The sequence below is a fragment of the Pseudomonas sp. LBUM1676 genome (assembly GCF_059695605.1).
The window spans coordinates 3,745,410-3,758,424 of the sequence record NZ_CP166777.1 but is presented as its reverse complement, the minus strand read 5'-3'; the positions used below and the strand labels follow the sequence as shown (position 1 = coordinate 3,758,424).

At 62.7% G+C, this 13,015-nt stretch carries 10 protein-coding genes; 1 reads left to right on the top strand and 9 read right to left on the bottom strand.

The window, feature by feature from the left end; translation table 11 throughout:
* The first annotated feature begins 151 nt into the window (after positions 1-151).
* Positions 152-2,218, top strand: a complete 2,067-nt coding sequence (treS, locus tag ACA041_RS17385; protein WP_497434514.1) for a maltose alpha-D-glucosyltransferase — start codon at positions 152-154, stop codon at positions 2,216-2,218.
* A gap of 200 nt (positions 2,219-2,418) precedes the next feature.
* Here the strand turns inward: treS and ACA041_RS17380 are convergent, their stop codons facing one another.
* From ACA041_RS17380 to ACA041_RS17340, 9 genes are all read right to left on the bottom strand, one after another.
* Positions 2,419-3,726 carry an OprD family porin gene (locus ACA041_RS17380; protein ID WP_497434511.1) on the bottom strand — a complete coding sequence of 436 codons (1,308 nt, stop codon included), beginning with the start codon at positions 3,724-3,726 and terminating at the stop codon, positions 2,419-2,421.
* A 115-nt stretch (positions 3,727-3,841) separates the two neighbouring features.
* A complete protein-coding gene (locus ACA041_RS17375) occupies positions 3,842-4,414 on the bottom strand; it encodes a PPC domain-containing DNA-binding protein (protein ID WP_497434509.1) in 573 nt (190 codons plus the stop codon).
* Between the two features lie 132 nt (positions 4,415-4,546).
* The gene (locus ACA041_RS17370; protein ID WP_497434506.1) at positions 4,547-6,124 is read right to left on the bottom strand and encodes an aldehyde dehydrogenase (NADP(+)); all 1,578 of its coding nucleotides are present in this window, start codon (positions 6,122-6,124) and stop codon (positions 4,547-4,549) included.
* A 31-nt stretch (positions 6,125-6,155) separates the two neighbouring features.
* On the bottom strand, positions 6,156-7,115 hold the full coding sequence (locus ACA041_RS17365) for an amidohydrolase family protein (protein WP_497434504.1): 960 nt from the start codon (positions 7,113-7,115) through the stop codon (positions 6,156-6,158).
* Complete coding sequence (locus tag ACA041_RS17360) at positions 7,108-8,067, bottom strand: amidohydrolase family protein (RefSeq protein ID WP_497434501.1); 960 nt, start codon at positions 8,065-8,067, stop codon at positions 7,108-7,110. The genes ACA041_RS17365 and ACA041_RS17360 overlap by 8 nt, the downstream gene beginning before the upstream one ends.
* Before the next feature lie 15 nt (positions 8,068-8,082).
* Positions 8,083-8,541 (bottom strand): thioesterase family protein, encoded by a 459-nt coding sequence (locus tag ACA041_RS17355; protein ID WP_497434497.1) that lies wholly within the window; start codon positions 8,539-8,541, stop codon positions 8,083-8,085.
* A gap of 67 nt (positions 8,542-8,608) precedes the next feature.
* Entirely contained in the window at positions 8,609-10,507 is a 1,899-nt protein-coding gene (locus ACA041_RS17350; RefSeq protein ID WP_497434493.1) for a TRAP transporter large permease, read from the bottom strand.
* A 15-nt stretch (positions 10,508-10,522) separates the two neighbouring features.
* A complete protein-coding gene (locus tag ACA041_RS17345; RefSeq protein WP_497434489.1) occupies positions 10,523-11,566 on the bottom strand; it encodes a TRAP transporter substrate-binding protein in 1,044 nt (347 codons plus the stop codon).
* A 240-nt stretch (positions 11,567-11,806) separates the two neighbouring features.
* Positions 11,807-13,015, bottom strand: a complete 1,209-nt coding sequence (locus tag ACA041_RS17340) for a CaiB/BaiF CoA transferase family protein (protein ID WP_497434483.1) — start codon at positions 13,013-13,015, stop codon at positions 11,807-11,809.

Below are 13,015 nucleotides of genomic sequence, written 5' to 3'. Positions count from 1 at the left end.
TGTTTTGCGGCATCATCGCAGTGTCTGACCCGGATTCACCCGGTCGATGCAACGAATCCCACACCTGGGCCTCATATGAAGACGAGCGGAGCCATTGATACCGATGCAATGGCCGATTGCGGTTCCACCCCGACAATAGGTAATTGTGTATATGACGGCTGCTGAAAAGAACCAAGTGACCTGGTTGGTCGAGCAATCCATGCTGCATGTCGCCAGGCAGCGGGCCAAGCTGTATTCCGGGCAAGGCCGGATGTGGCAACAGCCTTTTGCCCATACCCGGCCCCGTGATGCTTCTGCCCTGGCGTCGGTGTGGTTCACCGCGTACCCGGCGTCGATCATCACCCGGGAAAACGGCACGGTGCTCGAAGCGCTGGGCGATGAAACCCTGTGGCACACACTGTCGAAAATCGGTATCCAGGGGATTCACAATGGCCCGCTTAAGCGCTCCGGCGGCCTCAAGGGCGGCGAATTCACCCCGACCATCGACGGCAATTTTGACCGGATTAGCTTCGATATCGACCCGCAACTGGGTACCGACGCCCAGCTCCACGCGCTGACCCGCATGGCGGCCGCCCACAATGCGGTCATCATCGATGACGTTATCCCTTCGCACACCGGCAAAGGCGCGGATTTCCGCCTGGCCGAAATGGCGTATGAGGACTATCCGGGGCTCTACCACATGGTGGAGATCCGCGAAGAGGACTGGCCGCTGCTGCCGGAGATTGCCGAGGGGCGCGATGCGCAGAACCTCAGCCCGCCACAGGTCGACATTCTGCGGGACAAACATTACATCGTCGGCCAGTTGCAGCGGGTGATCTTTTTCGAGCCGGGGGTCAAGGAAACCGACTGGAGCGCGACTCCGGTGGTGATCGGTGTCGATGGCAAACCGCGGCGCTGGGTCTACCTGCATTACTTCAAGGAGGGGCAGCCGTCGTTGAACTGGCTGGACCCGACGTTCGCCGCGCAACAGATGATCATCGGCGATGCACTGCATGCAATCGATGTCATGGGCGCGAAGATTCTGCGCCTGGATGCCAACGGCTTCCTCGGCGTCGAACGCAAGCTCGATGGCACCGCCTGGTCCGAAAGCCATCCGTTGTCGATCACTGGCAACCAGTTGCTCGGTGGCGCGATTCGCAAGGCCGGCGGCTTCAGTTTTCAGGAATTGAACCTGACGGTCGACGACATTGCCTCCATGTCCCACGGTGGGGCCGACCTGTCGTATGACTTCATTACCCGACCGGCCTACCAGCATGCCTTGCTGATGGGCGATACCGAATTCCTGCGCCTGATGCTGCGGCAGATGCACAACCTGGGCATCGATCCGGGCTCGCTGATCCATGCCTTGCAGAATCATGACGAACTGACCCTGGAACTGGTGCATTTCTGGACCTTGCACGCCCACGATACCTTTCTCTACCAGGGCCAGACCTTTCCCGGCAACATCTTGCGCGAACACATCCGCGAGCAGATGTACGAACGCCTGGCCGGGGAACACGCGCCCTATAACCTGAAATTCGTCACCAATGGCGTGTCCTGCACCACCGCCAGCATCATCACCGCGGCGCTGGGCATTCGCGACCTCGAGGCAATAACCCCGGCGGACATCCGGCAGATTCGCCAGGTCCATCTGCTGTTGGTGATGTACAACGCCATGCAACCCGGTGTGTTTGCACTGTCAGGCTGGGACCTGGTCGGTGCCTTGCCGTTGCCGGCGGAGCAGGTCGCGGATTTGATGCTCGATGGCGATACCCGCTGGATTCATCGCGGTGCTTACGATCTGGTCGATCTGAATCCGGATGCGCCGCTGTCGGCGGGCCAGATGCCGCGTCCGAAAACCTTGTATGGCAGCCTGATCAGTCAGTTGGAAGACCCCGATTCGTTCGCCTCGCAGCTGCAGAAAATTCTCGCGGCGCGCCGCGCCTACGATATCGCCGCCAGTCGCCAGATCCTGGTGCCGGATGTCGAGCACCCGGGGCTGCTGATCATGGTTCACGAATTGCCGGCCGGCAAAGGCACGCAAATCACCGCGCTGAACTTCGGCTCGACGCCGATCACCGAAACCCTGCACCTGCCCAACATTGCTCCGGGGCCGGTGGTCGACATTATCAACGAGCGGGTTGAAGGCGATCTCACGCCTGAGGGTGAGTTCACCATCACCCTGGACGCCTACGAAGGGCTGGCACTGCGGGTGGTCAGCAGTTCGCCGATGATCTAGCGCCTGCACTACCCGGATAAAAAAAACGCCACTCGATTCTGAGTGGCGTTTTTTTTGCGCGATGCCAGCGCTCAGACCGAAGTTCAAAATGTGGGAGCGAGCCTGCTCGCGAAGAGGCCAGTACATCCAACATTGACGTCGTCTGTCATACCGCATTCGCGAGCAGGCTCGCTCCCACAGGTGATCGTGCGCCCACGTGGTCAGAGCAACGGCACGCTGTAGCTGACAAACAACCGGTTCTGGTCTTGGTCCCGGGACGCTTCGCTGTTTGTCTCGCCGTTACGCCAGCCGAAGCCGGTGCCCTTGAGCGCGCCGGACTGGATCACGTAGTCCAGGCTGATATCCCGCTCCCATTCCTTCTGGTCGTCACCCGAGGCAGTCTTGATATGGTCGCCGCTGAGGTAAATGACCGAAGCCTTGAGGCCCGGCACGCCGAGGGCGGCAAAGTCGTAGGCGTACTGGCCGAAAGCTGTGCGCTCACCCGCGCGGGTGAAGGTCTGGATCAGGCGATCGGTGTACAGGTAGAGACTGGCACCGCCCGCACCCTTGTCCGGCAGGTTGCCCTGGCTGAGCTGAGTGAAGTTGCTGCCACTGGAAACGCTTTGGTAGCCCGCCGTGAGGCCATGGCCACCCAGGGTGTACACCAGCGCGGCACTCCAGGTGCGGTTGTCGATCTCGCCGTCATTGCCGTCGGTGTAGCCACTGATTCGGTAACCTGAAGTTCCTGAGCTGTTGGCGCCGGACGAATCGGTCTTGAAATAGCGCAGGTCGGTTTTCAGGGATTGGCCTTCTGCGATCGCCAGGGTATGGATCAGGCCGAAAAACTGCTGGGTGTAGTAGTTGTCGAGGTTGGCGTAGTAATACTGGGCGGTCAGGTCCCGGGTGACTTTCCAGTCGCCCCCGGCAAAATCGAATGCGTTGCTTTCACGGGTGCCGCCCGTGGCGGCCAACCCGGTCCGGTCGCTTGAACCCCGGCCCGTGGCCTGCTCGATCCGGCCGCCGATGAGGGTCAGGTCCTGGAACTCGTTCGAGGTGACCTGGCCCCCTTCAAAGGTCTGGGGCAGCAGGCGGCCGTCGTTGGAGACGAGGATCGGCAACTTCGGTATCAGCGTGCCCAGGCGCAGTTCGCTTTTCGAGAGCTTGACCTTGCCGGTCAGCCCCAGCCGGCTCCACTGGTCGACCGCGCTGCTGTCACTGTCGGAAGGAATCATCGAGCTGCCGACGTGGCGCCCCATGCCGCTGTCCAGCGTAATGCCCATCAACCCCAGTGCGTCGACGCCAACGCCGATCGTGCCATCGGTATAACCCGACTTGTAGTCCAGCATGAAACCCTGGGCCCACTCTTCGGTTTTTGAAGGCGCGGCGGTGCCGTCGCGGTTGTCATTGTTGAAGTAGAAATTGCGCATCCCCAGGGTGGCTTTGCTGTCACTCAGGAAGTCCGCCTGTGCCTGGTTGCCGAGTGCCAGGGCACCCAGCGCAACAGTGACCGCCATTTTCTTGCTGCTCATGTGAATCGCCCCTTTTTTTTGTAGTTTGAGGTTGGGAGCGGACGTGTCCGCGATGCTATCGGTCAGGCTGCGCAGTGGCTCCCGCGATATCCGGGGGAGCCTGAAACTCCGCGAGTCAGATACCCAGCACATTGGCGCCGATGCACGGGTCGATCCCGCGTTCCAGGCGCCGCGGATGGACGATCAGGGTGATTTCCATCGAGCCGGTAGTCACTTCGAAGTCGAGGATGTGGCCGCCATAGGCCTGGAAGGTCGCATCACCGGCGACGCCGTGCATATGGATCGAAGGCTGCTCGTTCTTCCACGCCACGGAGCCGGTGATGCTGGCCATCTCGACGCTGTTCAGCGTCCTGGCGTCGAAGTCCTTTTTGTCCTTGTTCCAGAACCCGAACTTGACGTTGCCAAAGCCGATGCCGCTGATGGAGGCACTCGGGATTTTTTCGGCAATGGTCAGCTTGGTCAGTTCCTTGAAGGCGTTATCACCCATGCGCAGGACCATGAGGTAACCGGTGGGGGTCTTGGTGTAGCGCGGTGTCGCTTCGGTTGCACATTGCATCGGTGTTGTCGTCGCCGTGGGCTGGGTTTCGGCAACGGCCGATTGAGTGGCCGCAGTGGTGATCATCACGGCGGCGCTCATGGCCAATAGCAGTTTGCAAAGGCAGTGTCTGGTCTGAAGTTGAACGTGCATGGGGCTTCCTCTGTTTTTGTTGTTGTGGGGGTGCAGCGGTTTTGGATGCGAGTGTGCCCGGCGCCTGTTTTTCAACAGGCGCGGGTCGTTGTGGTCATGGGTGGGCGTTAGTTGGAACCGAGCCCGGGTGGCTTACAGCGAATCGCGGCTGCCGACCCCGTCGATCAATCGTGTAATGCCCAGCGGGTTGCTGTTCTTCAGGGCGTCCGGCAACAAGCTGTCGGGGCAATTCTGGTAGCACACCGGACGCAGGAAACGATCGATCGCCAGCGTCCCGACCGAGGTGCCGCGCGCATCCGAAGTGGCCGGGTACGGCCCGCCGTGGACCATGGCATCGCAGACTTCGACCCCGGTGGGGTAGCCGTTGAACAGCACGCGTCCGACTTTCTGTTCCAGCAAGGCCAGCACTTCACCCACGGTGTCCAGTTCTGAGTCCTCGACAATCAGGGTGGCGGTCAACTGACCCCGCAAACCCTGCAGTGCCTGGAGCAACTCGGCGTGATCAGCGACTTCGACGACGATCGTGGTCGGACCGAAGACTTCTTCCTGCAGCAACTCCTCACCCTTGATCAGCAGGTCGACGTCGGCCTTGAACAATTGCGGGCGCGCCTGATTGCCCTGTTGCACGGCGCCGGCCAGGTGGGTCATGCCGGGGTGGGCGCGCAGGTTGTCCAGGCCGTGGCAGTAGCTTTTCAACGCGCCGGCGTTGAGCATCGTTTGCGCAGGTTGCTCTGCCATCAGCCCGGTAAACCGTTCAAGGAAAGCCGAGAACTCCGGCGAACGGATACCCAGCACCAGACCGGGGTTGGTACAGAACTGGCCCGCGCCCAACACCACGGAAGCGGTCAGGTCGGTGGCGATCTTTTCACCCCGGGCCTTCAGCGCTTCGGGCATCAGCAACACCGGATTGATGCTGCTCATCTCGGCGAACACCGGGATCGGCTGGGGACGGGCCGCTGCCATGTCACACAAGGCTCGCCCGCCGCGCAAGGAGCCGGTGAAGCCCACTGCCTGGATCGACGGGTGCTTGACCAGGGCTTCACCGACGCTGCCGTAGAGCAGGTTGAACACGCCCTCGGGCATCCCGGTTTTGCGCGCCGCGCGCGTGATCGCATCGGCGACGTAGTCGGCGGTGGCCATGTGGCCGCTGTGGGCCTTGAACACCACCGGACAACCGGCGGCCAAGGCCGAGGCGGTGTCGCCACCGGCGGTGGAGAAGGCCAGCGGGAAGTTGCTGGCGCCGAACACGGCGACCGGTCCGAGCCCGGTGCGGTACTGGCGCAGGTCGGGTCGGGGCAAGGGTTGGCGGTCCGGCAATGCACGGTCGATGCGTGCGCCATGGAAGTCGCCGCGGCGCAGCATCGTCGCGAACAGGCGCATCTGGCCGCTGGTGCGGGCCCGCTCACCCTGAATGCGGCCGGCGGGCAGGGCGGTTTCCCGGCACACCAGGGCAATGAACGAATCGTCCAACTCATCGAGCTCAGCGGCGATGGCGTCGAGGAACCCGGCGCGGCGGGCAGCCGAGAGGTTGCGAAAGATCGGGAACGCAGTAGCCGCCGCTTCAGCGGCCGCATTCACTTCATCCGCCGTCGCCTGGTGGAAACGATAGGGCAGCGCTTCACCGCTGCTGGCGTCGTTGCTGTGCAAGGTGTTGGAGCCTTGTGCCGAACGAGTGCCGGCGATGTAGTTGTGGCCTGTAACTTCAAACATGGGAACTCCTCAAGGGCTGTTCAATCAGGGATCAAGTGAGCCGGTAGATGCGGCGGGCGTTGTCATGAAACAGGGCAAGCCGGTCGGCGAGGGGACGGTTGCGCACGATGGTCTTGAAGCCATCGAACACTTCGCTGAGGCTGTTGACCACGCCATCGACCGGATAATTGCTGGCAAAGGCGCAGCGACTGACCTCGAAAATCGAAATCGCATCGTTCACCACCCCGCGGTTCGATTCGACAGGCCAGGCCTGGCCCGGGATGCAGATGCCGGAAATCTTCAGCGCGACGTTCGGCTCCCGTGCCAGCAGCGCGAGGTTGTCACGCCAGCCGGCCAGGCCTTGCTCCGAGCGATCCGCCGGCAGCGCCGTGTGATTGACCACGATGGTCACGTCGGGAAAATCCCTCGCCAGCTCGGCCGCTTCCGGCAGGTGCCACCAGGGCGCCTGCAATTCGAAGTGCAGGCCGTTTTTCGCCAGTCGGGCATACCCGTCGCGCCAGCGGGGATCACGCATGGAGCCAGGTGCCGCGAAATCCTCACGCCATGCCTGGAGGCTGGTCACCGTGGGCTTGTGCCGCACGCCGCGCACCAGCGGGTGAGCGCCGTACTGACGCAAGAGCTGCGGGGCGTCAGCACGATCGAGCCAGGCCTGGCCGACCATGGCGGCCAGGGTGGGTTCGCGGTGCGCCAGCGACTCGATGAAACTCACCTCGTCGGCGGGCGTCGCCGGGTCCCATTCACCTTCGATGACCACCGTTTGCACGATGCGATGGTTGCCCGTCAGCCGCCGATAATCCTCGGGCAGGAAATTGCGGCAGATCGACGAGTAATCGCCATAACGAAACGGTCGCAACGGACGGTCGTTCAACCACGGGTAGTAATGGGTTTCAATGTCGAAATAGTGTTGGTGTGCGTCGACGATGGGCAAGTCCGCGTCGTCGCCACTGACGAGAAAACCCGCGCGCCAGTCGATGCCCGATGAATTATCCATGCGGCGTCTCCAGACGATAAAAACGTCGTGCGTTGCCGGCGAACACGGCTTCCTGCACGTCCCGACCCATGGGTGCGAGCATCGCGGCCATGCCATCGGCAATCGTGTCGTAGGAGGCGCGCAACCCGGCGACCGGAAAGTTGCTGGCGAACATGCAGCGCTCGGGACCGAAGATCTCCAGCGCCGTCAGTACCACCACCCGGTTGTCGTCGTAGTTCCAGGGCGAGTCTTTCAAGCCGAATTCCGAGAGCTTGATCTGCACGTTGGGCTGCAGGGCCAGCGCTTCCAGGCCCTTGCGCCAGCGCTCCATGCCAGGTGCGCTACGATCCCAGGCGAAACCGGTGTGATTCAGGGCAATCTGGATCCGCGGAAACATCGCCGCCACTTCGGCCGCTTCGACCAGGTGCCATGGCGGTACGCGCAGGTCCCACGACAGACCGTGTTCAGCCAGCCGCGAAAATCCTTCCAGCCACTTGGGGTCCTGCATGGTGCCTTTGGCTCCGGCCACCGAGACATCGGGCGAGGCCGAGGTGACCGGTTTCGAACGAATGCCCCGCACCAGCGGGCGGGCGGCCTGGGCGGCGAGAATCTCGGCGCTGTCTTCGCGGTCGAACCAGGCGTGGGCGACGATCGCATTGGGCAAGCCATAACGTGCGTTCATCTGTTCCAGCCAGCGGGTCTCGTCGACCTGCTCATCGCGCGCGCGCTCGGCCTCGACGTGCACCGTGCCCACCAGGCGTTGCCGTTGGGTCAGGGCCAGGAAGTGTTCCGGCAGGAAATCGCGGCACAGGCTGTGATAGTCACCGAGGAAAAAGTCCTCGTGATACTCGTCCTGCAGCCAGGGATAACGACCGTTGCCAAGGTCCCACAGGTGATGATGGGCATCGACAATCGGTAGCGCATTCTCGGGCGCAAGGTTCGGCAGGCCGTTGCGTTCATGCAGCGTGATCATGACCTCGCCCCTTGCTCAGCGCGACGCGGCGAATTGGGAAGGGCTGAGCACGCCGTCTTCGACTTCTCCGGCGGCTGCCGCCTCGGCCTTGGCCTGGACACGGCTGCGCAGCTTGGCGACGTTCACCACCACCCGGGTATGCGCCGCCGTCGCCACCAGCTCGACGTCATCGCGCACCTCGACGTTGAAGGTGACGTTGCGGCCTTCGACCCGAGTGACCGTGGCGACGATGTTGACCGACATGCCGAGCAAGGTGGCGCCGACGTGGCGAATATCGACTGCGCAACCCACTGTGTTCTCACCCTCGTCGAGGAAGGCGAGCAGGTAGTCCAGGCAGGTCTGTTCGATGTCGTCCACCAGGCGCGGGGTGGCGTAGATGCGCAAGTCCTCACCCAGAAACGAAATGGTGCGTGGCGGGTCGACGAGCAGTTGGCGTTCGGTGGTGGCGCCTGCGTCCAGCGTGGAGAAATTCATAAGCAACCTCGTGTTTGAGTGTGCCGACAGTCGGGCTGCGACCGTCGGCGGGAAGGTCAAAGGATCGTTACCGGGTGGGCAGGAAACCGATGGAAATCCATGGCACGGCGATCAGTACCCCGAGGGCAACCACCAGCGCGCCGAGGTACGGCCAGACCCGGCGCATGGCACCGCTGGGGTCGACCTTGGCGATGGCGCAGGCGGCATAGAAACCGACACCGAAGGGCGGGGCGAACAGACCCAGGCCCATGGCGAAGATCGCGACCATCGCGTAATGCACATCGTGGATGCCCATGGCCTTGGCAATCGGAAACAGCAGCGGCCCGAACAGCACGATGGCCGGGATGCCTTCCAGAAAACTGCCCAGCAGGATGAAGGCCACGGCGGAGATGATCAGGAAGCCCAGCGCGCCCCCCGGTACCGTCGACATCACTTGCGCCAGCTGATGGGAGAACCCCGACTGGGTCAGCGCCCAGGCCATGGCGGTCGCACTGCCGATGATGATCAGGATCGCGCCGGACAGCGACGCGGTGCTGACCAGGATCGGATACAGACGGCGCCAGTCGAAGCAGCGGTAGCACAACAGGCCGACGATAAAGGTGTAGGCGACGCCAATGGCCGCGACTTCGGTGGCGGTGGCGACGCCTTCGACCACGGCAGTGCGGATCACGAAGGGCAACGCCAGAGCAGGCACGGCGACCAGCAGCGTGCGTACAATTTCCTTGCCCGAAGCGCGTTTGCCGGTGGACGCCTCGCCTTTGCGGTTCTTCCACCAGATCACCGCGGCCATGGCAATCGCGCCCACCACTGCCGGCATGAAGCCGCCGGTGAACAGGGCCGAGATCGACACCCCGGTCACCGAGCCGATGGTGATCAGCACCAGGCTGGGTGGAATGGTTTCCGACATCGCCCCGGACGCATTGAGCATCGCCACCAGTTCATTTTCATCTTCACCGCGTTTCTTCATTTCCGGAAACAGCGCCGGGGCGATGGCGGCCATATCGGCAGCCTTCGAACCGGAAATACCGGAGATCAGGTAAATGGCACCGATCAGCACGTAAGACAGGCCGCCACGCACATGGCCGATCAACGAACAGAGGAAACTGATCATCGCCCGGGCCATGCCCATGGCTTCGATCAATGCGCCCAAAAACACAAACAGCGGGATCGCCAGCAGGATCAGGCTGGCCATGCCTTCGTCCATGCGGCCGACCACCAGGCTCAGCGGCGTGCCGGTCATGGTCGACAGGTACGCCACGGTGGCCAGGCCGAACGCGACCATGATCGGCACGCCGATGATGATCATGGCCATCACGCCGATCATGAAGAACACGATCAGGTTCCAGTTACCCATCAGCAGCAGGGGGCCTTCCGCCACCCAGAGCAACGCGGCCAGGGAGGCGAGCATCGCCACCGACACCGAGAAGTCGATCAGCCGGGCACTGGTCAGCAGGCGGGCGACACAGGTCATCAGCATCAGGCTCAGGCCGACCGCAATGGCCGATACGCGAAAGGCGTTGGGGATTTCCAGGGCGGCGGTGGTGATGATCCATTCGTCGCTGACGTACTCCCACGCCGGGGTGAACAGCAACCCGATGAAGGTGATGACAATCACTGCGCCCAGGGTGTCGACGAAGGCGCGTTTTTCCACGGAAAGTCGTGCAATGAACGAGGTCAGGCGCATGTGCTCGCCACGACGCATCGCCACCACCGAGCCGAGCATCGCCAGCCACAGGAACAGCAGCGAGGCCAGCTCGTCGCCCCAGACGATCGGCTGATTGAGCACGTAGCGCGAGAACACGTTGCAGAACAGCAACACGACCTCGACCACCACCAGCAATGCCGCGCCGCCTTCGGTCAGCCAGCGCAGGCCGGTGTCGAGCGCGCGACCGAGACGAAAGGTGGCGGCGCGCGGGCTGAGTCCTTCAGCGGGAGAAACATCCGTCATTGGCAGTTCGTTTTTCATGACCTTGTCTCCGGCTTAGGACAGTTGACCCGCGTACTGCTCGAGCAAGCTCCAGGCTTCGTCGCCGTACTTGTCTTTCCATTGGGTGTAGAAGCCTTTCGCTTGCAGATCGGCCCTGAACAATGCACGGTCGACCTTGTTGAAGGTGATGCCGTGGGCGGTCAGGGACGGTTCCAGGCTGGCGTTCAGATCGATCACCTGCTGGCGCTGGACCAGCGCCGCAGCGTTGATCTGGCGCGAGACGATCTCCTGCACATCGGCGGGCAGTTTGGGAAAGGTCTTGCCTGAGGCGACGATCCAGAATCCGCCCCAGATGTGGTCGGTCATCGAGCAGTATTTCTGCACTTCATAGAAGCGCGCGGATTCCACCACCACCAGCGGGTTTTCCTGGCCGTCGACCACTTTGGTCTGCAACGCCGAGTAGGTTTCGTTGATGCTGATGCCGGTCGGGGAGGCGCCCAGGGCGCTGAACATGGAGGTCCACAGCGGGCTGACCAGCACCCGCAGTTTGAAGCCGGCCAGGTCCTGCGGAGTGAAAATCGGCCGCGTCGAGCTGGTGATCTGGCGAAAGCCGTTGTTCCAGACTTTTTCCATCGGGATCAGACCGACCTTGGTGGTCTTGGCGCGCACGTACTCGCCCAGCTTGCCGTCCAGCGCGGCCCAGACGCTGTCGTAGTCCTTGAACGCAAACGGCATGCTTTCAATGGACATGGCCGGTACCAGGGTGGAAAGAATGGCGCCAGGCAATGGAATGAAATCGACCGCCCCGGCGCGTACCTGGGACAACATGTCGGTGTCGCCACCCATGGCGCCGTTGGCATAGACCTGCAGGTCCACCGCGCCGTTGGTCTCGGCCTTGATCGCGAGCGATGCGGCCTTCATCTGGATGTTCAGCGGATGGGTGTCGGGCAGGCTGCTGGTGTAGCGCAGCACGATCGGTTTGGTCGCGGCGAAGACGCTGGAGGGCAGCAGGTTGGCGGCGAATGCACCGCCCACGGTGATGCCGGCAGACATTAGAAAAGATCGGCGGCTGACGGCCTCGGTCAAGATACGGCTCATGATGTTCACCTTGTTATTGTTGTTGTTCTAAAAAAACTGCGGATCAACTGATCGAACGCTGCTCCCTGCTCCCTGCTCCCTGTAGGAGCGAGCTTGCTCGCGAAGGGGCGTTAACGATGACGCGGGCTTCCTGAGTAAACGCGGCGCCCTAAGGTCCTTCGCGAGCAAGCTCGCTCCTACAGGGGGTCGGGATCGGGATCGGGATCTGGATCTGGATCGGGTTCAGGTGTCGTCGGCGGTTCAGGACGCCAGCGCCACCACTGCCTGGGTTCGGATCAGCTCGTCGATTTCGTTTTCCGCATAGCCACTTTCCTTCAGCACTTCCCGCGTGTGTTCGCCGAGCAGCGGAGCATGGCGGCTGGTCGGTGGTGCGGCGTTGTCCATGTCGGAGAAGTGAATCGGCAGGCCCATGCCGCGTACCCGGCCTTCGGTCGGATGTTCGGTCTCGACGACCATGCCGCGCGCCTTGGTTTGCGGATGGGCCAGCGCTGCGGCGATGTCCAGTACCGGCCCGGCAGGCAGGCCGAGGCTGTCGAACAACACCATCCATTCATCGGTGGTGCGCGCGACCAGCACTTCGTTGAGGATTTCCACCAGCGCCAGGCGGTGCTCCATGCGCAACGCGTTGCTGGCGAAGCGCGGATCGGCCTTGAGCTGCGGCACGGCCAGGGCCTCGACCAGGCGTTCGTAGTTGGCCTGGTTGGCGGCGCCGATGTTGATCCAGCCGTCGGCGGTACGGAACACCTGGTACGGCGCGCTGGTGGAGTTGGCCGAGCCCATCTTCGGCAGGATGGTGCCGTCGGCAAAATAGGCAGCTGCCGGCCAATACATCTGTTGCAGGCCGGCTTCGAACAGCGAGGTGTCGACCATCTGCCCGAGGCCGGTTTTTTGTTTAGCGGCATAGGCGGCGCAGATGCCGAGGGCGGCGAGGATGCCGGAGTTGATGTCGGCCACCGGCGAACCGGCCTTGACCGGCTCGCGCCCGGCTTCACCGGTCATGCTCATCATGCCGCTCATGCCCTGGGCGATCAGGTCGAAGCCGCCTTTCTCGCCGAACGGCCCGCTGCGCCCGTAGCCGGAAATCGCGCAGTAGATCAGCCCGGGGTTGATGACTTTCAGTGCCTCATAGCCCAGGCCGAATTTCTCCATGGTGCCGGCCCGGTAGTTTTCCGTGACCACATCGGCATCCAGCAACAGGCGGCGCAACACGTCACGGCCGCCGTCGGTTTTCAGGTTCAGGCCGATCCCGCGCTTGTTGCGGTTGACCACCATGAACGAGGCCGATTCGCCGCTGGCCATGATCGGCGAGAAACGGCGCGAATCATCACCGTCCGGGACTTTCTCGACCTTCACCACGTCGGCGCCCATGTCGGCCAGCATCATGCCGCACACAGGGCCGGACATGATGTGAGCCAGTTCTACAACGCGCATGCCTGTCAGCGGTCCCAT

What these genes read in the sequence shown, in the direction of transcription:
- treS (WP_497434514.1), top strand. Translation starts at nt 152, where the DNA reads ATGACGGCTGCTGAAAAGAACCAAGTGACCTGGTTGGTCGAGCAATCC.
- ACA041_RS17380 (WP_497434511.1), bottom strand. Translation starts at nt 3,726, where the DNA reads ATGAGCAGCAAGAAAATGGCGGTCACTGTTGCGCTGGGTGCCCTGGCA.
- ACA041_RS17375 (WP_497434509.1), bottom strand. Translation starts at nt 4,414, where the DNA reads ATGCACGTTCAACTTCAGACCAGACACTGCCTTTGCAAACTGCTATTG.
- ACA041_RS17370 (WP_497434506.1), bottom strand. Translation starts at nt 6,124, where the DNA reads ATGTTTGAAGTTACAGGCCACAACTACATCGCCGGCACTCGTTCGGCA.
- ACA041_RS17365 (WP_497434504.1), bottom strand. Translation starts at nt 7,115, where the DNA reads ATGGATAATTCATCGGGCATCGACTGGCGCGCGGGTTTTCTCGTCAGT.
- ACA041_RS17360 (WP_497434501.1), bottom strand. Translation starts at nt 8,067, where the DNA reads ATGATCACGCTGCATGAACGCAACGGCCTGCCGAACCTTGCGCCCGAG.
- ACA041_RS17355 (WP_497434497.1), bottom strand. Translation starts at nt 8,541, where the DNA reads ATGAATTTCTCCACGCTGGACGCAGGCGCCACCACCGAACGCCAACTG.
- ACA041_RS17350 (WP_497434493.1), bottom strand. Translation starts at nt 10,507, where the DNA reads ATGAAAAACGAACTGCCAATGACGGATGTTTCTCCCGCTGAAGGACTC.
- ACA041_RS17345 (WP_497434489.1), bottom strand. Translation starts at nt 11,566, where the DNA reads ATGAGCCGTATCTTGACCGAGGCCGTCAGCCGCCGATCTTTTCTAATG.
- ACA041_RS17340 (WP_497434483.1), bottom strand. Translation starts at nt 13,015, where the DNA reads ATGGGACCGCTGACAGGCATGCGCGTTGTAGAACTGGCTCACATCATG.